Origin of the sequence: Paenibacillus sp. B-A-8, assembly GCF_048572915.1 — a bacterium.
Taxonomy (GTDB): Bacteria; Bacillota; Bacilli; order Paenibacillales; family Paenibacillaceae; genus Paenibacillus_AQ.
The window spans coordinates 4,688,973-4,709,858 of record NZ_CP183882.1 but is presented as its reverse complement, the minus strand read 5'-3'; the positions used below and the strand labels follow the sequence as shown (position 1 = coordinate 4,709,858).

Annotated in this window: 25 protein-coding genes; all 25 read left to right on the top strand. The window is 44.8% G+C overall.

Going from position 1 to position 20,886, the window contains the following annotated elements; genetic code table 11:
* The first annotated feature begins 63 nt into the window (after nt 1–63).
* The 25 genes from ACN6MV_RS21195 (at nt 64) to aroC (ending at nt 20,885) form a co-directional block, all read left to right on the top strand.
* Nucleotides 64–717, top strand: a complete 654-nt coding sequence (locus ACN6MV_RS21195; protein WP_076119780.1) for a flagellar brake protein — start codon at nt 64–66, stop codon at nt 715–717.
* 207 nt (nt 718–924) lie between these two features.
* Nucleotides 925–1,635: a (d)CMP kinase gene (gene cmk / locus ACN6MV_RS21190; protein ID WP_231573844.1), complete on the top strand. Its 711-nt coding sequence runs from the start codon at nt 925–927 to the stop codon at nt 1,633–1,635.
* A complete protein-coding gene (locus ACN6MV_RS21185; RefSeq protein ID WP_042129595.1) occupies nt 1,632–2,219 on the top strand; it encodes a lysophospholipid acyltransferase family protein in 588 nt (195 codons plus the stop codon). Before cmk ends, ACN6MV_RS21185 begins: the two co-directional genes overlap by 4 nt.
* 175 nt (nt 2,220–2,394) lie before the next feature.
* On the top strand, nt 2,395–3,717 hold the full coding sequence (gene rpsA / locus ACN6MV_RS21180) for a 30S ribosomal protein S1 (RefSeq protein WP_256716304.1): 1,323 nt from the start codon (nt 2,395–2,397) through the stop codon (nt 3,715–3,717).
* Between the two features lie 169 nt (nt 3,718–3,886).
* Entirely contained in the window at nt 3,887–5,212 is a 1,326-nt protein-coding gene (gene der / locus ACN6MV_RS21175) for a ribosome biogenesis GTPase Der (protein WP_042129594.1), read from the top strand.
* Nucleotides 5,213–5,224: 12 nt separating this feature from the next.
* Nucleotides 5,225–5,842 carry a glycerol-3-phosphate 1-O-acyltransferase PlsY gene (plsY, locus tag ACN6MV_RS21170; RefSeq protein WP_042129592.1) on the top strand — a complete coding sequence of 206 codons (618 nt, stop codon included), beginning with the start codon at nt 5,225–5,227 and terminating at the stop codon, nt 5,840–5,842.
* Complete coding sequence (locus ACN6MV_RS21165; RefSeq protein WP_042129591.1) at nt 5,835–6,875, top strand: NAD(P)H-dependent glycerol-3-phosphate dehydrogenase; 1,041 nt, start codon at nt 5,835–5,837, stop codon at nt 6,873–6,875. Before plsY ends, ACN6MV_RS21165 begins: the two co-directional genes overlap by 8 nt.
* 66 nt (nt 6,876–6,941) lie before the next feature.
* The gene (locus tag ACN6MV_RS21160; RefSeq protein WP_042129590.1) at nt 6,942–7,217 is read left to right on the top strand and encodes a stage VI sporulation protein F; all 276 of its coding nucleotides are present in this window, start codon (nt 6,942–6,944) and stop codon (nt 7,215–7,217) included.
* A 199-nt stretch (nt 7,218–7,416) separates the two neighbouring features.
* Nucleotides 7,417–7,596 carry a DUF2768 family protein gene (locus tag ACN6MV_RS21155; RefSeq protein WP_042129589.1) on the top strand — a complete coding sequence of 60 codons (180 nt, stop codon included), beginning with the start codon at nt 7,417–7,419 and terminating at the stop codon, nt 7,594–7,596.
* 34 nt (nt 7,597–7,630) lie between these two features.
* On the top strand, nt 7,631–7,999 hold the full coding sequence (locus ACN6MV_RS21150) for a 2Fe-2S iron-sulfur cluster-binding protein (RefSeq protein ID WP_042129587.1): 369 nt from the start codon (nt 7,631–7,633) through the stop codon (nt 7,997–7,999).
* Nucleotides 8,000–8,029: 30 nt separating this feature from the next.
* Nucleotides 8,030–8,776: a DUF3939 domain-containing protein gene (locus tag ACN6MV_RS21145; protein WP_231573838.1), complete on the top strand. Its 747-nt coding sequence runs from the start codon at nt 8,030–8,032 to the stop codon at nt 8,774–8,776.
* Between the two features lie 527 nt (nt 8,777–9,303).
* Nucleotides 9,304–10,782, top strand: coding sequence for a stage IV sporulation protein A (gene spoIVA / locus ACN6MV_RS21140; RefSeq protein WP_042129583.1), 1,479 nt, complete (start codon nt 9,304–9,306; stop codon nt 10,780–10,782).
* A gap of 376 nt (nt 10,783–11,158) precedes the next feature.
* Nucleotides 11,159–11,431: an HU family DNA-binding protein gene (locus ACN6MV_RS21135; RefSeq protein WP_036676223.1), complete on the top strand. Its 273-nt coding sequence runs from the start codon at nt 11,159–11,161 to the stop codon at nt 11,429–11,431.
* Nucleotides 11,432–11,548: 117 nt separating this feature from the next.
* Nucleotides 11,549–11,797, top strand: coding sequence for a trp RNA-binding attenuation protein MtrB (mtrB, locus tag ACN6MV_RS21130; RefSeq protein WP_042129580.1), 249 nt, complete (start codon nt 11,549–11,551; stop codon nt 11,795–11,797).
* A gap of 93 nt (nt 11,798–11,890) precedes the next feature.
* Entirely contained in the window at nt 11,891–12,433 is a 543-nt protein-coding gene (locus ACN6MV_RS21125) for a hypothetical protein (protein ID WP_042129578.1), read from the top strand.
* Nucleotides 12,434–12,547: 114 nt separating this feature from the next.
* Nucleotides 12,548–13,417, top strand: coding sequence for a heptaprenyl diphosphate synthase component 1 (locus tag ACN6MV_RS21120; protein ID WP_076119778.1), 870 nt, complete (start codon nt 12,548–12,550; stop codon nt 13,415–13,417).
* Between the two features lie 3 nt (nt 13,418–13,420).
* On the top strand, nt 13,421–14,173 hold the full coding sequence (locus ACN6MV_RS21115; RefSeq protein ID WP_139328547.1) for a demethylmenaquinone methyltransferase: 753 nt from the start codon (nt 13,421–13,423) through the stop codon (nt 14,171–14,173).
* The gene (locus ACN6MV_RS21110; RefSeq protein ID WP_042129574.1) at nt 14,166–15,041 is read left to right on the top strand and encodes a UbiA-like polyprenyltransferase; all 876 of its coding nucleotides are present in this window, start codon (nt 14,166–14,168) and stop codon (nt 15,039–15,041) included. The genes ACN6MV_RS21115 and ACN6MV_RS21110 overlap by 8 nt, the downstream gene beginning before the upstream one ends.
* Entirely contained in the window at nt 15,038–15,640 is a 603-nt protein-coding gene (locus tag ACN6MV_RS21105; protein ID WP_042129573.1) for a UbiX family flavin prenyltransferase, read from the top strand. The genes ACN6MV_RS21110 and ACN6MV_RS21105 overlap by 4 nt, the downstream gene beginning before the upstream one ends.
* A gap of 4 nt (nt 15,641–15,644) precedes the next feature.
* Nucleotides 15,645–16,505, top strand: coding sequence for a menaquinone biosynthetic enzyme MqnA/MqnD family protein (locus ACN6MV_RS21100; protein WP_419884766.1), 861 nt, complete (start codon nt 15,645–15,647; stop codon nt 16,503–16,505).
* On the top strand, nt 16,502–17,470 hold the full coding sequence (locus tag ACN6MV_RS21095; protein ID WP_076119776.1) for a polyprenyl synthetase family protein: 969 nt from the start codon (nt 16,502–16,504) through the stop codon (nt 17,468–17,470). The genes ACN6MV_RS21100 and ACN6MV_RS21095 overlap by 4 nt, the downstream gene beginning before the upstream one ends.
* Before the next feature lie 98 nt (nt 17,471–17,568).
* Nucleotides 17,569–18,012 (top strand): nucleoside-diphosphate kinase, encoded by a 444-nt coding sequence (gene ndk / locus ACN6MV_RS21090; protein ID WP_042129567.1) that lies wholly within the window; start codon nt 17,569–17,571, stop codon nt 18,010–18,012.
* A 27-nt stretch (nt 18,013–18,039) separates the two neighbouring features.
* On the top strand, nt 18,040–18,843 hold the full coding sequence (locus ACN6MV_RS21085) for a CheR family methyltransferase (RefSeq protein ID WP_042129566.1): 804 nt from the start codon (nt 18,040–18,042) through the stop codon (nt 18,841–18,843).
* Nucleotides 18,844–18,950: 107 nt separating this feature from the next.
* Entirely contained in the window at nt 18,951–19,112 is a 162-nt protein-coding gene (locus ACN6MV_RS21080) for a hypothetical protein (protein ID WP_170880309.1), read from the top strand.
* Between the two features lie 603 nt (nt 19,113–19,715).
* Nucleotides 19,716–20,885, top strand: coding sequence for a chorismate synthase (gene aroC, locus ACN6MV_RS21075; RefSeq protein WP_042129564.1), 1,170 nt, complete (start codon nt 19,716–19,718; stop codon nt 20,883–20,885).
* Nucleotide 20,886 lies beyond the last annotated feature (1 nt).

Here is a 20,886-nt window from a genome sequence, read left to right as displayed (position 1 = left end):
CTCATTGGGTGATATTCCCATGCTATAATCATTGTTAACTATACTGATTTGGCGGTGACATCTTTGTATCCTAAAATTAATGAATATCTATACATACAGGTTGCTTCCAGTGACGCTGCTGAAGCAGAAGTTGAATATAGATCGAGAATTGCAGAGACAGAAGACGACGCGTTTCTGATTGAAATTCCTATGCAGGAGAGTAACGGTCGTCTAAAACGACTTTTTATGGGGGACGAGCTTTCGGTTTACTTTATAACTGAGGGCGGCATTAAGAATTACTTTAATACTCATGTTCTCGGGTTTAAAGAAGATGTAATTCGTATGGTACGGATCCAAAAACCAGAGGCGGATTCAATTTTCAAAATTCAGAGACGGAGCTTTTTTCGAGTGAATGCAGATCTTGAATTAGCTGTGAAGGATAACCTTGGTAAAAGATTCCTTGTACGTACAGATGATATTGGTGGCGGAGGAACCTCTTTCTTGGTGGATAACCAGGTGAAGCTCGATGTGGGGGCGAAATTATCCTGCTGGGTTCTAGTGCCGTATAGAAACGGTAGTATTGAGCATGTGGATTTTGAGGGTGAAGTGGTTCGAATTAAAAAGCTTGAAAATGGGCGTCAATTGGCCATGGTGAAATTTGTGGCCATTACGGATAATGAGCGTCAGAAAATAATACGTTATTGCTTTGAACGTCAGTTTGATTTCCGCAACCGATAGGCATTTTTCTAAGCTCTATTAAGCGTTCTGATTTTGCACTGACGTATAAACTGTGGTATAATTTTATAAGTCGCAGGCAATGCCTGCTTTTTTCTTGATAATATCATCAAGCATATCCAATTGTATGTGCTTCTTGATATTGCAGGAACGAACTTGACATCGCTAGATGCTTTTCTTATGAAAGAGTGTTTGAGGAGGAATGCCCCGTTGGATAGGCAGGGTACACATACTTACGACAGAATTAACGTCGCCATCGACGGACCTGCCGGGGCAGGCAAGAGTACTGTAGCCCGATTGGTAGCCCAGAAGCTGTCTTATATTTATGTCGACACAGGCGCAATGTACCGGGCAATCACCTGGTATATGATCCGTGAAGGCATAGAGCCGGAAGATCAGAATCAAGTGAACCAGAAGGTTCGCGACATGGTTATTGAGCTTATACCGGAAAAAGACATCCAAAAGGTGCTGATTAATGGGGAAGACGTAACGCCGCATATTCGGAGTCTTCAGGTTAGCGGCCTTGTGTCGCAGTATTCGAAGATCGAAGGTGTAAGGTCCAGACTCAGTCATTTGCAGCGTCAGATGGCGCTTCGCAAAGGCGTTGTAATGGATGGCCGCGATATCGGTACAACCGTGCTGCCCGATGCCGAAGTAAAGATTTTTATGACGGCAAGTGTGGAAGAAAGAGCTCTCCGTCGTTATAAGGAATTGAGAGACGCGGAATCGGTGACACTTCAGCAGCTTGAACATGATATTGCACAGCGAGATCGTCTGGATGAAGGACGGGAGATTTCACCGCTGCGCCGTGCGGAAGATGCAATTCTTCTGGACACGACCTATATGGATATCAATCAAGTCGTTGAGGCCATTGTATCCCATTGCAGATCTCATGTTGACGGGGAGAGAAATCATTTATGATTTATGTATTTTGCCGAGGATTGCTTCGCTTGATTTACGCAATTGTTTTCCCGCTTAAGATTGTGGGGGAAGAGAATGTGCCAAAGGAGGGCGGGGTGCTGCTCTGTGCCAACCATATTAGTTTGCTAGATCCGATGACTATTGGGATTAAGCTAGACCGTCAGGTAAAGTATATGGCTAAGGCAGAACTGTTTGAGGTTCCTGTGCTTGGCTGGCTCATTAACAAATTGGGTGCTTTTCCAGTCAAACGTGGTGGCGTAAGCAAAGAATCCATTAAAACGGCCCTTAACACACTTCGTAGTGGTAATGTCATGGGTATCTTCCCGGAGGGTACGCGTAACTCTGACGCCGGAGTTGCCAAGAAAGGGGCTGCAAGCTTCGCACTTCGAAGCGGTGCTGCAGTTGTTCCAGCTGCTATTGTCGGTGAGTACAAACCCTTTCGACGGATGGTTGTTGTCTATGGGGCTCCTATAGATCTCAGTCAATTTGCCGGTGCAGGAAGTGAATCTCTCGAGGCTGTTACCGATGTCATTATGGAACGCATCAACGAGATGAAGAAGTCGGGTATACCAACTGTTAGTTAAGGGATAAACGAAATAATAAATTTCGTCCAGTACTACGATTAAATAACGGCATAGTCGCTATTTTTTGGAACATACTATCTTCAAGTGTAATTTGTAATGCCAAGCAGTGCTTGTTTTGAACTCTGCTATACGCAGGTTTAAATAAATGGGGTTTTGAATCGAGGAGGCTAATCACATGTCTGAAGAAATTAAAAATCAGGAAACTACGGAGAGTAATGAAACCGTAGAAGCGGTGGAATCCGCTGTGACAGAAAATAACGGAGCTGTAGAAGAAGTTGCTGCCGTTAACGAAGAAGAAGTGACTAACCAAGCTGACTTGGAAATCATTTCTTTGAAAAAAGGCGATACCGTGAAAGGAACAATCGTCAAAATCGAAGATAACCAAGCTTATGTAAGCATTGGATATAAATACGACGGCGTGATTCCGATTCGCGAATTGTCCGCAGTACAACTGGACAACGCTGCAGCAGCAGTAGAAGTTGGACAGGAAGTAGAATGTAAAGTTGTTAGCATCAACGACAACAAAGAAAGCCTTGTTCTTTCCAAACGTGCTGTTGATAGCGAAAAATCATGGGAAGATCTTGAGAAATACTTTGCTTCCCAAGAAGCTTTCGAAGTTACTGTAGCTGACGTTGTTAAAGGCGGTCTAGTTGCTGATGTTGGAGCACGTGGATTTATCCCTGCTTCTATGGTTGAGCGTCACTTCGTTGAAGATTTCAGTGATTACAAAGGCCGTACCCTGCGCGTTAAAGTGAAAGAACTTGACCGTGAGAACAGCAAAGTAATCCTGTCCGCTAAAGAAGTCCTTGAAGAAGAGTTCGAAGCCAACAAGCTCAAAATTATGGCTGAACTGTCTGAAGGTCAAATCATTGAAGGTACTGTACAACGTCTAACTCAATTCGGCGCATTTGTTGATGTTGGTGGAGTTGATGGTCTTGTACACGTATCCGAAATCGCTTGGAATCACGTAGAGAAACCTTCTGATGTAGTTTCCGAAGGTGATAAAGTACGTGTTAAAGTACTTAAGGTTGATCCTGAAAAAGGAAAAATCAGCTTGAGTATCAAAGCTGCTGCTCCAGGTCCTTGGGACTCTGCTGCTGGCGAAATTAACATCGGTGATGTTGTAACAGGCGTTGTAAAACGTCTTGTGAACTTCGGAGCATTCGTTGAATTGCTTCCAGGGGTGGAAGGTCTTGTGCACATTTCGCAAATCTCCCACAAACACATTGCTACTCCACACGAAGTATTGAAAGAAGGACAAGAAGTTCAAGTGAAAGTACTCGACTTCAACCCATCCGAGAAACGTGTTAGCCTAAGCATCAAAGAAACAGAAGAAGCTCCAGCACCTACTGCTAGACCTGAACGCAGCAACAGCAGAGACAGAGCTCCTAAAGAAGTATTGAACAACCCTAACGTTTCTCTAAGCAACGAAGGCCTTAGCTTTACGCTTGCTGAACGTTTTGGTGACAAGTTGGACAAATTCAAAGGTAATAACTAATCCTGCTTTTTGAATATACGGGTAAAGTAATCGGCGAGCCCTCGATACGGGGGTTCGCCGATTCTCTTTTTCCGGTAACAGAAAGATTTATTAAAGCTAACATGAGTGTTAGCCAATTTTAATGTTTTTTGCTATGATGAGTATCGTAAGGATGACAGGAGGAATGAATATGGCAAGACCCGTTGTGGCAATCGTTGGGAGGCCTAACGTCGGGAAATCGACGATTTTTAATCGGCTGATTGGCGATAGAATGGCCATTGTAGAAGATAAACCGGGGATTACACGTGACCGGATTTATGGTATTTCAGATTGGAACGGTAAGTCGTTCAGTGTGATTGATACCGGTGGTATTGAAATTGATGGAGATGACACGATTCTAAAATCAATCCGCGTACAAGCGGAGCTGGCGATTGAAGAAGCGGATGTTATTGTATTTATGTGTGAGGCGAAGAGCGGTGTGACGAATTCAGATGAAGAGGTAGCTCAGATTCTGTTCCGTTCAGGTAAACCAATCGTTCTTGCCATCAATAAAGTGGACAATATGAAGCGTGCAGATGATATTTATGAGTTCTATAGCCTAGGCTTTGGAGATCCGATCGGGATTTCCGGTAGTCATGGTACAGGACTCGGTGATTTGTTGGACGCTGTAGTAGAACGTCTGCCAGAGAAAATAGATGATGAATACGATGATGATGTCATTCGTGTTGCATTGATTGGCCGTCCGAATGTAGGTAAATCATCTCTAGTTAATGCGATTCTGGGTGAAGAACGCGTTATCGTTAGTGATATTGCAGGCACTACTCGAGATGCTATTGATACACCATTTGAACGTGATGGACAACGTTATGTACTTATCGATACTGCGGGTATGCGCAAAAAAGGTAAAGTATATGAGAACATTGAGAAATACAGTGTTATGCGTGCTATGCGTGCGATTGAACGGGCTGATGTGGTCCTCGTTGTTATTAACGGTGAAGAGGGTATCATCGATCAGGACAAGCATATTGCTGGTTATGCACATGAAGCAGGTAAGGCATCAATTTTTGTTGTGAACAAATGGGATGCTATTGAGAAAGACGACAAGACTATGCAAAACTTCGAGACTAAGATTCGTGACCATTTCTTGTTTATGAGTTACGCACCGGTTGTCTTCTTGTCGGCTTTGACTAAACAACGACTGCAAAAACTGCTACCTGTGGTGCAGCATGTATCACAACAGCACGCACTGCGCATTACTACGCATCTGGTGAACGATGTTGTATCGGATGCCATTGCGATTAATCCTCCTCCAACTGACAAAGGCCGTCGCTTGCGTATTAACTACGTAACGCAGGTTGCGGTGAAGCCACCGACGATCGTGGTGTTCGTAAATGACCCATCGCTGATGCACTTCTCCTATGAACGTTACTTGGAGAATAAAATCCGTGCGGCGTTTAATTTCGAGGGAACGCCAATCCGTCTCTTTACACGGCGCAAATCCGAAAACGAAGGTTAGGGGAGAAGAAGTGTGGCGCTTGAACTTCTGGTTATCGTTGTAAGCTATTTGCTTGGTTCTGTCAGCTTTAGTGTGCTGTTTGCCAAGCTGCTAAAGGGAATTGATATCCGACAATATGGAAGCGGCAATGCGGGGGCTACCAATACACTACGTGTATTGGGGAAAGGTCCTGCGATATCTGTGCTAGTGCTGGATGTGCTAAAGGGTGTTGCCGCTGTTTGGTTAGGAACTTGGGTAGGTGGCTGGGGAACCTGGGTTGCTGCTCTTTGCGGAATCGCTGCCATTGTTGGACATAACTGGCCGCTTTACTTTCGTTTCCGTGGGGGGAAGGGCATCGCTACTACGATTGGCGTTATGGCTACATTGTGTTTATGGCCAGCGCTGCTCGCCGGTGTCATCGCCATAGGATCTATCTTTATCACTCGTTACGTATCACTTGGCTCGTTAATTTTTGTCGCGCTGACACCGGTCTTTCTATTGCTGACAGGATTTACTCAGCCAGTGCTCTGGACCAGTATTATTATCGCGGTTTTTGCCTTCTGGCGGCACCGGACGAATATTGTTAAGATTGTGGAGGGCCGGGAGAATAAGATAGGCTCAAAAGTAAAAGGAGGGAATCGTGTTGTCTGATAAAGTAACCGTACTAGTAGCGGGGAGCTGGGGAACTGCGCTGGCAAGTGTGCTGGCTGCTAATCACTCGGAAGTTTATCTGTGGACACGTAACTCTGATCAAGCTGCCGAGATCAATGGCTCTCATATGAATAATAAGTATTTACCGGGGATTTCCCTGCCCGCAAACATCATTGCAACCACTGATATGGAGACCGCAGTTTCCGGTTCTAAAGCGGTTGTTATTGTGGCCCCATCTTCAGGTATGCGGCAGGTTGCTCGCAGTCTGAAGCCGTTCTGGAAGGATGATATGCTATGCGTTCATGCTACGAAGGGCTTTGAGACTGAAAGCAAGAAACGGATGTCCATCGTTATTGCTGAGGAGCTCGGCTGTAACGAAGGGCAGATTGTCGTTCTCTCCGGACCGAGTCATGCAGAGGAAGTAGTGCGCCTATGTCCTACTACGGTTGTTGTGGCTTCACCTGATGATAAGCGTACCGCAGAAGCACAGGAATTGTTCATTAACAATGATTTTCGTGTATATACGAACCGCGATCAGGTAGGGGTAGAGCTTGCTGGTGCACTAAAGAATATTATTGCACTCGGTGCAGGTCTATCCGATGGTCTTGGATTTGGGGATAACGCTAAGGCGGCGCTTCTGACACGTGGACTGGCCGAGATTTCTCGGGTGGGCGTTGAGCTTGGAGCGAATCCTTTGACCTTTGCAGGGCTTGCAGGTATCGGGGATCTTGTAGTGACTGCTACCAGCCAGCACAGCCGTAACTGGCGTGCAGGCTTTATGCTCGGGCAAGGGAAACCATTGGATGAGGTACTGGAGTCAATGGGGATGGTAGTCGAAGGTATTCGTACCACAGAGGCTGCTTATGCCATTTCCATCAAGCTAGGTGTCCAAATGCCCATTACAGATCAAATTTATCATGTGCTTTTTAAAGGCAGAAGTCCACGTAGTGCTGTAGAAGCTCTGATGGGCCGTGATCGTAAACCTGAGCTTGAGGCGATATCTCAGGAAACTTGGGAGCAGTGGCATTCCTGATCCTGTTCACCTTTTTCCGCGAATTCTCATATGTTGTATTGGGGATTGACGGAGGAGGGATGAAAAGTGAGCAGAGATTTTTCCAAGGATGCATTGAACGCCATTAATAAAAAGGCGGGCAAGAACATTACGGAAAGTGCCGTCAAAAAGCTAGCCAGTACGGTCAAACCAGGAACTACGCAGAATGAAGCCCAGCTCCGCCAGTTAATTAAGCAGGTGTCATCGATGGCTAAAGTGCCGGTCAGTGAAGCTACTGTGCAGGAAATTATCAATGCCGTCAAAAAAGGCGGCGCAGGTACCGGCACAATGGAGTCTTTAATGAAAATGATGCTTAAAAAATAGCTTTAGGTTGGGTGAGCAAAAGATTCGGAATCCATACAGATTCTGTTATCTTTTGCTCTTTTTTTGTATTGATTGGAAAACTATCACAAACAAAATTATCTAAATAATAATATATAAAAAATGATGTTTTTTTACAGAATAGGATAAGGTCATGATATAATAGTCCCTAATATATTACAGGCGAATGGGGGCTTTGACCTTGGATCCGATGACAAAAATGTGGTTGTCCCTGATTGCAATGCTGATTATGGGACTGTCTGTGTTTCTAATAACGTTTGCTCGGAGCAAAACAAAGGGGCTGCTTAAAGCACTGCTATCTATCCTAGCGTTTGTCATCATGTTAGTTGGCCTCTTGGGCGGAGTTGTTTCGATTATGTAAGCAGTTACATAGCGATAAGGAAGGAAGTAACATCATGAAACCGCAAAATGGCGTCACCGTCGTATTTCAACCTGAAGGTCGTAAAGCTGTCGTGAATCGCGGTATCTCCGTACTGGAGGCAGCTCGTAAAGCCGGAGTAACGATAACCACTCGCTGTGGAGGCAAAGCAGGCTGCCTGATGTGCAAAGTTAATATTGCAGATGAAGAGGCCTCAGCGGTTAGACCACCTGGAGATGTTGAACGGCGTAAGCTTGGAACTGCGTTAGAAGAAGGAATGCGTCTGGCCTGTCAGGCTGCCGTATGGGGCGATGTGACCGTTCAGGTACCAGAAGATCCACTTAAGGCTGCTGTGCGCCGTAAGCTTGAAGCAGCGCGGCGTGGGGAAGAAGATGAGCTGTGGTAGTGTCAGATTTTCACCGTGGGAGGGACTCGGTTGGAGTTTATACGAAGAAAGAAGAAACTAAAGGCAGGAGCAAGACTTTGTCTAGTAGTGATGTCGATTACTCTTACTCTTTCGGGTTGTCTGTATCCAGGAGAAGAGAAACGAGCTAGTGTTAATTATCGAGAAAGTGTTAAGCGGATACAAGCAGCCGTAGATGATTATCAGCAGGAGGAAGGTGTGCTTCCGATTCTTAATGCGGATGAAACTACTCCAAGATATGAGAAGTTCCGTATAGACCTGGGCAAGCTTAACAATAAGGGATATTTGGATGATATTCCTGCAACGGCTTTTGAACAGGGAGGAAGTGCTTATTTTCTAATTTTAAATGAGGAAATTGATCCAGTAGTTAAGGTAATGGACCTTGTTACCGTTCAAAAGGTTAATGATGTGCAGCGACAGATTAATCGTTATAAATCAGCTCATGACGGCTCTCTACCTATGCTTGATGAGCTTTATCCTGGACTGTACACCATTGATCATAAGAAGGCAGGAACGAGCTCCATATCATTAACTAGTGTCTATTCCGGCCAGGTTCTTGATTTCATCATGGATAAGACTGGTACGGTCTACGTAGATTATGTTTTTGATATAATGGCTGCTATCGATAAGAATGGTGGAGAACATGACGAGAAAAAAGATTTGCGACTAGATCTGGAGGAGGCATCCTATTACGTGCCCGTGAAGTCTTTGCCGTATTTATGGATTAACAATCAGCCGATTCCGCAGCCTCCTAGTTAAGTGTACATAAAATACTGCCATTTAGAAGAAGAGCTTCCCCAAACATCGGTTTCTGGCCGAGGGGGAAGTTCTTTTTTTATATAAAAAGTATAAGTTTCACGTATACATTATCCTTATAATTCTCCCATAAACGCTTAGCGTCCTTTCGGGACATCGAAGGTGTTTTCGCTTGCTTAAAATAGCTGTTCTATCAATGAATCCTATCTCATATGATGGATGAGAAAGCTTCCGGGCGTCAGACGCCTTGCGGCGCGCACAACTAATTTTTTTAGAAATTACATTGCAAAATGCGCGATTATGGGTCATAAATTCGTTCCGGATACATATGATGATACTAGTCCAAATGCATGTCCGAGCATTCGGAGTTTAGCGCGGGGCAAGTACGTCCCGGTCGAAAGCAGCTAGGCTTCGGGCGGGCATACGATAAGTCCGGTTGATGTCCTGCAAGGGTCAGATTACCGGCGGAACGCGAAGTCGATGCTCTTCAGGCATTTTTTCTTCGGAGTAATATGAGGAGGGGATCTCTTTTGGAAAAAGTGGATATTTTCAAGGACATTGCCGAGCGTACCGGCGGAGACATTTATCTTGGCGTCGTCGGCGCGGTTCGCACGGGGAAATCGACATTTATCAAGCGCTTCATGGAAACAATCGTCCTGCCGAACATCACGAATGAGGCAGATCGGGTAAGAGCTGTGGATGAGCTTCCGCAAAGCGCAGCAGGCAAAACAATTATGACCACTGAACCTAAGTTCGTGCCTAACAACGCAGTCCAAATCAAGGTTGCGGAAGGGCTTGAGGTTAACGTTCGACTGGTAGACTGTGTGGGCTACGCTGTAGAAGGCGCTAAGGGCTATGAGGATGAGAATGGACCACGAATGATCTCTACTCCTTGGTTTGAGGAGCCAATTCCTTTTCAGGAAGCGGCAGAGATCGGAACACGTAAGGTCATCCAGGAGCATTCAACGCTTGGTGTTGTAGTAACAACAGATGGTACGATTGCAGAAATTCCGCGGAACTCGTACGTGGACTCTGAAGAGCGTGTCATTGCAGAGCTGAAGGAAGTGGGTAAGCCATTTGTACTGGTCATAAACTCCACTCGGCCACGCAGTGAGGAAGCGCAGCAGCTCCGCAGCGAGCTAGCCATCAAATACGATATCCCTGTTATGACGCTTAGCGCGGCAAACATGACTGAAGAGGATGTAACCGGTGTACTTCGTGAGGTGTTGTACGAATTCCCAGTACATGAAGTGAACGTAAACTTGCCAAGCTGGGTTATGGTGCTTGGAGAGAATCACTGGCTGCGTAGTAGCTATGAGAACTCCGTTCGCGATACGGTAAAAGATATTCGCCGTTTGCGGGATGTTGACCGCCTAGTATCTCAGTTCACTGAGTATGATTTTATCGATAAAGCTGGCCTAAGTGGTATGAACATGGGTCAGGGTGTAGCAGAGATCGACCTGTATGCCCCAGAAGAGCTGTACGACCAAGTTCTGATGGAGGTAGTGGGGGTTGAAATCCGCGGCAAGGATCACTTACTCCAGCTGATGCAGGAATTCTCTCATGCAAAAAGGGAGTACGACCGCTTCTCGGAAGCTTTAGAAATGGTCAAAACTACCGGATATGGTATCGCTGCTCCTTCGTTAGCTGAAATGGCTCTTGATGAACCTGAGCTGATTCGTCAAGGCTCTCGCTTTGGGGTTCGGTTAAAGGCTACTGCACCATCTATTCATATGATTCGTGTTGATGTTGAATCTGAGTTCTCACCAATCATTGGAACAGAGAAGCAGAGCGAAGAGTTGGTTCGTTATCTGATGCAGGATTTCGAGAACGACCCGATCAAGATTTGGGAATCCGATATTTTTGGGCGCTCCTTGCATTCCATTGTAAGGGAAGGTATTCAAGGCAAAATTGCAATGATGCCGGATAATGCGCGCTACAAATTGCAAGAAACGCTTGGTCGGATCATCAATGAGGGCTCAGGCGGACTTATTGCAATTATTCTCTAACCTGAATTTAAGCGGATTGGAAGAGTGGGAGAGATCCCACTCTTTTTATGTGTAAAAATAACGAAACTTGATTCCTAGTTCCTATAATAACGGTGAATCTGACTCAATTTTTATGCGGAAAAGCAGAATTATCCTGGTCTTATAGGTCTATAAAATTAGATAGAAATTAGATAATTACGCAAGCATAGATGATAATTTCTACTCCTTTTTTGTCTTACTGCTTGAATTTATGGATGGGCTGTATTACTATAAGTTTGTTGCGCTTCAAGGTCTATGGGCGCCAGTGATCAGTAATAAACGGGATTATCACGTATATTTTACGTTGAAACGGAAACAGTGTATGATACCGGAAATTTACTCAGGGAGGTGAGAAAACATGAATAAATCTGATTTGATCAATGTAGTTACAGAAGCAACTGAACTTCCCAAGAAGGATGCTACTAAAGCTGTAGATGCGGTTTTCGAAGCAATTACAGAAGCACTGCAAAGCGGTGACAAAGTACAACTGGTTGGATTCGGAAACTTTGAAGTGCGCGAACGTTCCGCACGTAAAGGCCGTAACCCACAAACTGGTGAAGAAATCGAAATTCCTGCAAGCAAGGTGCCAGCTTTCAAACCTGGTAAGGCGCTGAAAGACGGAATCAAATAAAGATTTCTACATATCAATCCCATAGTCTTTTTAAGTAACAACTATGCCGCCCTCCAAGGCGGCATTTGTTTTTTCGGATATCATGGGCTGTACATTAGGGTTAGAGGAGGATCAGCAATGACGGATAAAAAGACGAATGAAAATCCGCTTCCGACAGGCAGCGACTATATTGTGGTTAAGGCTAAAGAGAACGGCGTTCAAGTGATTGGTCTAACTAGAGGTACGGATACACGCTTTCATCATACAGAGAAGCTAGACAAGGGTGAGGTGTTGATTGCCCAATTTACCGATCATACCTCAGCTATGAAAATCCGCGGTAAAGCTGAAATTTTAACGAAACATGGACAATTGGAAAGTGAAAGCTGAAAAGCAGGCATAGCCTGCTTTTTTTCAAAATATAGTAAGGGTGAATGATCATATCCGCATAAAAGTGGGTACTATGGATAAGGGGGCGTGTCCATGAACAAAGCCTGGTTGGTCGGTGCTGTATTACTCTTGACTGCGACCTCTGCTATTATTTTGCCGAAACTGGCAGACTTAGACTCATCCGTACAGCAGAGAAATGGAACAGTGGAGACTTTTACTGGCAGCCATAACACAGTGCTGGGCAATGACAATCTTGTTGATATTATGGGCGCTCTTCCGTTGACCTTATCCATAGATAGCGTAGGCTGGGAAGATCATGTTCTGTCACTGGATCTAAAAGTGAGCGGGAACGATCATGAACCTGAGGAACTCTATCAAAATATGGCTCAGGCCATTTCCTTTGCTATTCAAGAAACTTCGAATGTGAATCAGCTTTTACTTCGCATTGTCGTAGAGGATAAATGGCTTGGTAGCCGACGACTGTTGTTAGCTGGAGATATCAGACGTTCGGAGTGGTCTTATGCGCTGCAAGATGAACTCCAGTCTAGGGGGAATCTTCCTATATCGGATCGTCTCAAAACGGGCTTCCGCATTAGTGAAACCGAGCTCTGGAAGAAACAGTTCATTTATCCATGAATGGATTAAAAGAAACTCAGACGTATCACAGTGCGTGACAAAAAAACATGTGATATAATAGACAAGATTGTGAACAAACGAATTATTATTATGTCAATGGCTTCGGAGGCTGAAATGAAACCGTACTGCATACCGCAACTGGCTAAACCCTACACAGACTACGACATGATTCAGAAGCATACGGAATTGCCGCCGTTTTCTGATGGCCGGGGTCATTTGTTATATATTTTTCTGAATCACGCTTCTTCTGCAAAAGGTAGTGCCGGAGAGTTGTACACGCTTGTGACAGCGCTTGTTCAACTGGGACTGGACACTCATGAGGTAATTGACCGTTCAAATGATAGACGGGGGGGAGATCCTATGCGTTCCCGTCAATTGAAGGTGCTAGCTGGTGATTACTTCAGTAGCTGGTTTTACCATTTGCTTGCAAAGAGTGATCAGATCGAGATGATTGGAATCTTGAGTAAGGCAATTGCAGATTTCAATGTCTTGAAAGCGAATCTCTATGTGAAAATGAGAGGCATACGCCTTTCGGCTGAACAATACTTGCGGCATATGGTACAGCTGAATATGCGGCTGTTCCTTTCTTTTACGCCTTTGATTGAGAACTCTGTAGTGGAGCTGTGGGAGAAACTGCTGGCAGAATTCAGTCAATGCGAGACCGTTGCTCTCGAGCTTTCCCGTAGTGATGATCCTGCAAATGCAGGGAATGGCTATTGCTATTGGAAGATGATGGAGACTGCAACGGAGGAAGAATGCAAGCAGCTTCAAGACCGGAACCTTGATCAGAAGGAATGGAAGAAGCTGAAAATGAAATATAAATGTGATTCTCAACTGACAGACAAGCTGCATCAATCGCTTCAGTCTATTCAGGGACTATTGCAAAGTGTTAAAGACGAGAGTTTGCTTAGAGAGCTAGAGATCGCGCTGGATCGTTTTCTTCTGCAGATGAAGGTCACAGGACAAGCAGCCGTGGAGGGTTAATGGATGACTATGGAAAAGACGACAACTGCTGTGGGTGACAACAGCAAACCAAAAGAGCAGTTTGTGCATTCCGTGTTTGAGAGTATTGCTGGAAAATACGATTTAATGAATGACATCCTAAGCTTTCGCCGCCACAAGGCTTGGCGTAAATTCACGATGAAGAAGATGGGGATGAAGCGTGGGGATTCCGCCGTTGACCTATGTTGCGGAACCTGTGATTGGAGCATCGCTTTGGCGGAAGCCTCGCAGACTGGCAATGTAATCGGACTGGATTTTAGTGCCGGCATGCTTGAAGTCGGACGCCGTAAGGTTGAAGAGCGCAAGCTTCAGAACCGTATTTCGCTGGTGCAAGGCAATGCTATGGAGTTACCTTTTGAAGATAATGCATTTGATTATGCAACGATTGGATTCGGTCTACGCAATGTGCCAGATCCTGTTCAAGTGCTTAACGAAATGAAGCGGGTAGTAAAACCTGGTGGAATGGTTGTGTGTTTGGAGCTATCGAAGCCGATGAAACAGCCGTTTAAAGGCGTATATTTCTTCTATTTCCAGCGTGTACTCCCACTGCTTGGTAAGCTATTCGCGAAAAGGTACGAGCAATACAAATGGCTGCCAGAGTCACTGGCATTGTTCCCTGACCGGGAGCAGCTAGCCACTATTTTCCGTGAAACCGGACTTCAAAAAGTGGAATCCTTCCCCTTGACCGGAGGCATCGCGGCATTACATATTGGGCTCAAGGAGAACGGAAATGTTTAAGAAAATCGGTATCTTTTTGCAAATGATTAAGTTTGAACATACGGTATTTGCTTTACCATTTGCCTTTATGGGGGCTTTACTGGGATCTGTTGTCATGAATGATAGTCTCCCGTCCTGGAGCCAAATAGGCTGGATTATAATCGCCATGTTTGGAGCACGTAGTGCAGCTATGGGGTTGAATCGATTGATTGACCGAATTAGTGATGCCAAGAATCCGCGGACAGCCGGAAGAGCGATTCCTGCAGGGCTACTCAAGATCGGTGAAGTTGTCATTTTTATCGGCATTTCGTTTTTCTTACTCTTTTGGGCAGCCTTTAAGTTGAACCCTTTGTCAGCTAAGCTTTTACCTATCGCTGTATTCTTTCTTGTCATTTATTCATTCACTAAGCGCTTTACATGGGCATGCCATCTTATCCTCGGCCTCACCATTGCGCTTGCACCTCTGGGCGGATGGGTAGCAGTGACCGGAAGTGTGAATTGGACTTCAATGGTATTTTACTTCACAATTGTATTTTGGACTGCTGGTTTTGATGTTATATACTCTTGTCAGGATGTTGAGTTTGATATTAAAGAGGGCTTAAACTCCATTCCAGTGCGGTTTGGGGTTCAAGGTGCGCTCGTTATTGCTCGCGTATTTCACATTCTCACGGCGATTGGATTCGTATCGCTGTTGTTTTTGACGGATTTAAGCTGGTGGTATGTGGCAGGTATGATTCTTGCTTATATTATTCTTTTTTATGAGCATTATATTGTATCCCCTAGTGATCTTAGTCGTTTGCAAACCGCTTTTTTCACTATGAACGGCGTGCTGAGCATCGTGGTGTTCTCTTTCACTTTGATTGACTTGGTGGTGCATTTCAAAAAATGACGCTTACTAAACCGAAAAACTTCGTGGTAGGAATTACAGGGGCAAGCGGTGCTATTTATGGTATTCGTCTGATCGAAACGTTGTTATCGCTAGGCTACTCCGTGCATTTGGTAGTAAGCAATGCGGGCTGGCGCGTATTTAAAGAAGAACTAGGTTATATCGCATCAGACCGGGAAGGCTTTTTGAACGAAAAGTTCAAGGGCTATCCCGGTTCTCTACTTTATCATCCTGTCGCTGATATCGGCGCAACGATCGCAAGTGGTTCCTTTCGTGTAGAAGGGATGATTATAATGCCTTGTTCCATGGGAACATTGTCAGCAGTTGCTAATGGGACTTCAGATAATCTGATGACTCGTGCTGCTGATGTTATGCTTAAGGAAGGACGTCCGCTGGTCCTTGTACCTCGTGAGACACCTCTGCATGCTATTCATCTAGAGAATATGTTGAAGCTGTCCCGTCTGGGGGTTCGGATCATTCCGGCAATGCCGGCTTTTTACTTTGGACCGCAAAGTATGGATGATCTGATTAATTTCATGGTGGGTAAAGTGCTTGACAGCTTTAATATTGAACATCAATTATTTCGCAGATGGGGGGATTGAAAGAATGGAGAATAACAGCCACACCATCATCGGCAAAATCAGCTATACCAACTCATGGCCGGTATTTCACAATTTTCATCCCTCTGCATTGAAATATCCTGCAGAGATGGTGAGTGAAGTACCTGCCATTCTTAATCAGGGGATGAGTCGCGGAACGATTCATGTAGGTGCGTTATCCTCTTTTGCTTATGCTGAAGCCAGTGAGAAGTTATTGCTGTTACCTGATTTATCGGTAAGTGCGGACGGTCCGGTGAGGTCAATATTTCTTTTTTCTCGGGTGCCTCTTGCACAGATAGGTTCAGGTACGATTGCTGTTACGAACACTTCTGCAACATCGGTTAACTTGCTGAAAATTTTAATGGAAAAAGCTTTTGGCAATAAACCAGAATATATTAGTGCTAATCCTGATTTGGATGCCATGATGCATCAAGCAGATGCCTGTTTACTCATTGGTGATCATGCGATTAAAGCCTCTTGGCAGGATCAAGGTTATATCGTAACGGATTTAGCAGAGCTCTGGAAAGAATGGACGGGCTTAGGGATGACCTTTGCGGTCTGGGCAGTGAATCGAAAGGCAGCGAAGGACAAACAGGAAGCCATAGCTGAGATTGCAGAAGCTTTTGCTGAGAGTAAGCTCCGGGGATTAAGTGATTTAGATCCTATTGTACTTGCAGCCTGTACGACAATTGGAGGTACTAAGTCTTATTGGGAAGGGTACTTTCGCAATTTATGCTATGATTTTGGAGAAAGGCAGCAGAAAGGTCTGAACCTCTATTTCCGCTATGCCTATGAGATGGGTCTGCTGCCGCAGGCAGTGAAGATGGAGATTTGGAGTCATAAACTGTTGACACGGGTGAAGGAATGAAACGACTGCAAATATTCGGATTACTGAACAGAGACATGGATCAGATTGAAAAAGAGTTGTATCGTAGCGTACAGGGTGATGACGACCTGCTAACCGAGACTTCCCTGCATTTATTAAAAGCTGGCGGTAAAAGATTGCGCCCAGTATTTGTCTTAATGGGAGGAAAGTTTGGCAAGTATGATCTAGAGAAGCTGAAGCGTGTGGCGATTCCGCTGGAACTAATTCATAGTGCATCACTTGTTCACGATGATGTCATCGACGATGCAGAACTTCGCCGAGGTGAACTTACTGTTAAGGCCAAATGGGGCGATAAAATTGCCATGTACACCGGTGACTACATATATGCGAAAGCACTGGTGATGACGACGGAGCTGAAGAATCCGCGAATTCATCAGATTTTGTCCAAGGCTATGATTGAAATGTCGATCGGTGAGATGGAGCAGATTCGTGACTTCTTTAACAGTGAGCAAAGTGTGCGTCATTATCTACGCCGAATTCGCCGCAAAACAGCCTTGTTGATTGCTGTTAGCTGCCAACTTGGAGCACTTGCTGCTGATGCAGATCCAGAGGTGGCACGTCTACTTTATAATTATGGATATAATGTAGGGATGGCCTTCCAAATCCGTGATGATTTACTCGACCTTTCAGGCACCGAGAAGCAAATCGGTAAACCCCCGGGCAGTGATATGCGGCAAGGAAATATTACCCTTCCTGTCATTTATAGCTTGGAAGATGATAGGTTGCGAGCCCCGCTTCTTGAGGAGTTGAAGTCTATTCGCGAAGGCAACAGCACAGTAGGACGTGCTATTGATCTTATTCTTTCTGGAGACGGAATCGCCCGTTCCGAGGAGCTGGCTTCGCGTTATATCGCGAAGGCACTTGCCGCACTAGATCAGTTGCCTAACAACAAGACTAAGCGTAATCTGCGTGATATTGCCTTTTTTGTAACAGGTAGAGCTTATTGAGGTTTTGGTGATTACAAATTAAACGTTTCCAGAAAGCGCGGTTTCTGTTAAGATAGCGTCAAAACAACCCAACTTATGGGGAATTGGAGAGTGCCTCTATGGAAAAGACGTATCTGATGGTCAAGCCGGATGGAGTACAACGTGGATTAATCGGGCGTATTGTTTCACGTTTTGAAGATAAGGGCTTTAAGCTGGTCGCTGCTAAGCTGATTACAGTTAGTGAAGACCAAGCTAAAAGACATTATGCGGAGCATGCTGGCAAGGACTTTTTTTCAGAGCTGGTCTCTTTTATAACCTCAGGTCCAGTGTTTGCAATGGTATGGGAAGGTGATGATGTTGTAACATTGTCCCGTACACTCATTGGTAAAACGAAGGTAGGAGAAGCTATGCCGGGTACAATTCGCGGTGACTTTGCCAGTCATACACCGCTTAATTTGATTCATGGATCAGACTCGCCTGAAAGTGCAGAACGAGAAATTGCAAATTTCTTTACGCCAGATGAACTGAATCTGTATAACAAAGAGATCGCACTCTGGATGTAGGAGCCAAGCGGGAGGCAGGGGATTAACATGTCTGATCGTAATGTTGCAGCATTAACAGCAGATTCAGATTACATTGGGTTTATTCATCATGTTAAGCAAAGCACCGGAATTGATCTAGCTCAGTATAAAGAAGCGCAGATGAAGCGGCGTTTAACGACTCTTCGTGTGAAGAATGGATATCATACCTTTAGTGATTTTTTTGCCGCAATGATGAAGGACAAGGAATTATTTTATGAATTTTTGGACCGAATGACGATTAACGTCTCCGAGTTTTGGCGGAATCCGAATCGATGGGAAGTATTGCGAGATATCATTCTTCCTGACATACAACAATCTGGTCGCAGATTAAAGCTGTGGAGCGCTGCGTGTTCCACTGGAGAAGAACCTTATACGCTGGCTATGATTTTATCGGATAAGAATTTATTGGGACAGACTGGCATTCTGGCTACGGATATTGACGACGGTGCGCTTTCCAAAGCAAAGCAGGGCTTGTATCTGGAACGTTCTTTAAAGGATGTGCCTAAGGATGTTGCTGCTCGTTATTTCAAACCCGAGGGTCCTTTATTCAAAGTTAGTGATACGCTTAAGAAAAACATAGATTTCCGCAAACAGAACCTACTGCTGGACAAGTTCGACGAGGGCTTTGATCTTATCATTTGTCGCAATGTAATGATCTATTTTACTGAAGAGGCGAAGAATAAGCTCTACCATAAGTTCTCGGCAAGTTTACGTCCCGGTGGATATTTGTTTGTAGGCAGCACAGAGCAAATCTTTACTCCAGCACAATATGGCTTTGAATCGACGGAAACCTTTTTCTATCGTAAAAAATAAATACTTCTTGCTCCTTCGTCCGTGTACTTTTTAACGTATACTTTCGCTATAGTTCAGTGATACTGGGTAGTAGAATCTGTAAGCTAAGTGAAAGGATCGTTAAACCGATGGACAAAAGCAAGGTCATTGCCGCGTACAAACGAGGCTTTATCACCGTTCGTGAGTGCGGGCAAATTCTCGGTGTAGAAGAAATGCAATTGAAGCGCCTTCTGCAGCTGGAAGAGCGTAAGTCTACATTTCCTTCAACGAGTCAGCGGATCGGCAGCTAACAAGCGCCGGACTGAGCCGAGGAGCGCCATTTATACTCTTTAGAGTATGAATGGCGCTTTTTCTTTAAAAATATAAGGAAATAGAAGTTCCGCACTTCCTCAACAGTAACGCTCATAATGTGAATTAGGGAAAATGTACCTAATTATTCTGATAAATACACGGAAATAAGGTTTTTTAGGGAAAACCTCCCTAATCATCCATCGAAAAGATAGACAAAGAGGTGATTTCACGGAAAATTAGGGAGAATTTCCTCAATTCATAGATAATGGATCAATATCTGCTTATAATCAGGGAGATTTTCCCTAATCATCAACATCTTAAAGATACCAGGCACACTGAAGCACCGAATCTTTTCACCCTCAGCCACAGTATTTCACCAGAGGGGTTACAAGCCACTAGCTCATGTGCAAACGGACTCAGATGCAGTTAATTGTACGTTTTGGATCTTTTTAAGCAAGTTTCGGACACATTATTTTGTCGGGAAGGGTGCCTTTTTAGGAAGATCCCTTTCTTGTCAAAGAGGATTGCCTATACTATAATGAGCAAAGATCATTAGGATTTTAGCGGTTTACAGTTTAAAAGTATAAAAGGGGGAACGCAGCATGAGTTTGCGCTATTTAACAGCGGGGGAAACGCACGGCCCCCAGCTCACGGCCATTATTGAGGGATTGCCTAGTAATTTGACCTTGGATTTTGAAGAGCTTAATTTTCAATTGCAACGTCGACAAAAGGGATATGGACGTGGACGTCGCATGCAGATTGAGAAAGATACGGCACAAATCGTAGGTGGAGTGCGTCATGGCTATACTACAGGTGCTCCAGTAGCCTTGGTAGTAGAGAATAAAGACTGGACCCACTGGAAGAACATTATGAATATTGAGCCTATTCCTGGCAGTGATGAAGAAAAACGGCGCGTAAACCGGCCGCGTCCTGGCCATGCAGACCTGAACGGCGGATTGAAGTACAACCATACGGATCTTCGTAATGTTCTGGAGCGCTCCAGTGCTCGTGAAACAGCAGCTAGAGTCGCATGTGGCGCTGTAGCCAGACAGCTATTGGCGGCTTTTGGCGTGAAAGTAGCAGGACAAGTCATCCGTATCGGTGAGATTGAAGCGCCTGCGAACGATCTGCCTATCGATGAGTTGATTGAACGGACAGAACAATCCTCTGTCAGAGTTGTTGATAAAGAAACGGAACAGAAGATGGAGGCTTACATAGATCAGATCAAGGAAGAAGGCGACTCCATCGGTGGAATCGTTGAATGTATCGTCGAAGGACTTCCTATTGGACTTGGCAGCTATGTACAGTCAGACCGGAAGCTTGACGGAGCAATCGCTGGAGCTGTAATGTCAATTAATGCCTTTAAAGGTGTAGAGATTGGCATTGGGTTTGAAGCTGGTAAATTGCGTGGATCGCAAGTCCATGATGAAATTATGTATGAAGCTTCTAAAGGATACTACCGTGCAAGCAATCGCTTAGGCGGTTTTGAAGGTGGTATGACTAACGGAATGCCTGTTGTAGTTCGCGGCGTCATGAAGCCGATTCCTACCCTTTATAAACCGCTTCAAAGTGTAGATATCGACACGAAAGAACCATTTACAGCGCAAGTTGAACGCTCCGACGCTTGTGCAGTTCCAGCGGCTTGTGTTGTACTGGAAAGTGTAGTGGCATGGGAAATTGCAAAAGCCTTTCTTGATAAATTCGGTGGAGATTCACTGGAAGAAATTAAAGCGAACTATGAAAATTACCTATCACAGCTGGAGAGCTACTAAT

Excerpts from the sequence above, each read along its gene's own strand:
- ACN6MV_RS21185 (WP_042129595.1), top strand. The coding sequence starts at position 1,632 with ATGATTTATGTATTTTGCCGAGGATTGCTTCGCTTGATTTACGCAATT.
- rpsA (WP_256716304.1), top strand. The coding sequence starts at position 2,395 with ATGTCTGAAGAAATTAAAAATCAGGAAACTACGGAGAGTAATGAAACC.
- der (WP_042129594.1), top strand. The coding sequence starts at position 3,887 with ATGGCAAGACCCGTTGTGGCAATCGTTGGGAGGCCTAACGTCGGGAAA.
- ACN6MV_RS21150 (WP_042129587.1), top strand. The coding sequence starts at position 7,631 with ATGAAACCGCAAAATGGCGTCACCGTCGTATTTCAACCTGAAGGTCGT.
- ACN6MV_RS21135 (WP_036676223.1), top strand. The coding sequence starts at position 11,159 with ATGAATAAATCTGATTTGATCAATGTAGTTACAGAAGCAACTGAACTT.
- mtrB (WP_042129580.1), top strand. The coding sequence starts at position 11,549 with ATGACGGATAAAAAGACGAATGAAAATCCGCTTCCGACAGGCAGCGAC.
- ACN6MV_RS21125 (WP_042129578.1), top strand. The coding sequence starts at position 11,891 with ATGAACAAAGCCTGGTTGGTCGGTGCTGTATTACTCTTGACTGCGACC.
- ACN6MV_RS21120 (WP_076119778.1), top strand. The coding sequence starts at position 12,548 with ATGAAACCGTACTGCATACCGCAACTGGCTAAACCCTACACAGACTAC.
- ACN6MV_RS21115 (WP_139328547.1), top strand. The coding sequence starts at position 13,421 with ATGACTATGGAAAAGACGACAACTGCTGTGGGTGACAACAGCAAACCA.
- ACN6MV_RS21110 (WP_042129574.1), top strand. The coding sequence starts at position 14,166 with ATGTTTAAGAAAATCGGTATCTTTTTGCAAATGATTAAGTTTGAACAT.
- ACN6MV_RS21105 (WP_042129573.1), top strand. The coding sequence starts at position 15,038 with ATGACGCTTACTAAACCGAAAAACTTCGTGGTAGGAATTACAGGGGCA.
- ACN6MV_RS21100 (WP_419884766.1), top strand. The coding sequence starts at position 15,645 with ATGGAGAATAACAGCCACACCATCATCGGCAAAATCAGCTATACCAAC.
- ACN6MV_RS21095 (WP_076119776.1), top strand. The coding sequence starts at position 16,502 with ATGAAACGACTGCAAATATTCGGATTACTGAACAGAGACATGGATCAG.
- ndk (WP_042129567.1), top strand. The coding sequence starts at position 17,569 with ATGGAAAAGACGTATCTGATGGTCAAGCCGGATGGAGTACAACGTGGA.
- ACN6MV_RS21085 (WP_042129566.1), top strand. The coding sequence starts at position 18,040 with ATGTCTGATCGTAATGTTGCAGCATTAACAGCAGATTCAGATTACATT.
- ACN6MV_RS21080 (WP_170880309.1), top strand. The coding sequence starts at position 18,951 with ATGGACAAAAGCAAGGTCATTGCCGCGTACAAACGAGGCTTTATCACC.
- aroC (WP_042129564.1), top strand. The coding sequence starts at position 19,716 with ATGAGTTTGCGCTATTTAACAGCGGGGGAAACGCACGGCCCCCAGCTC.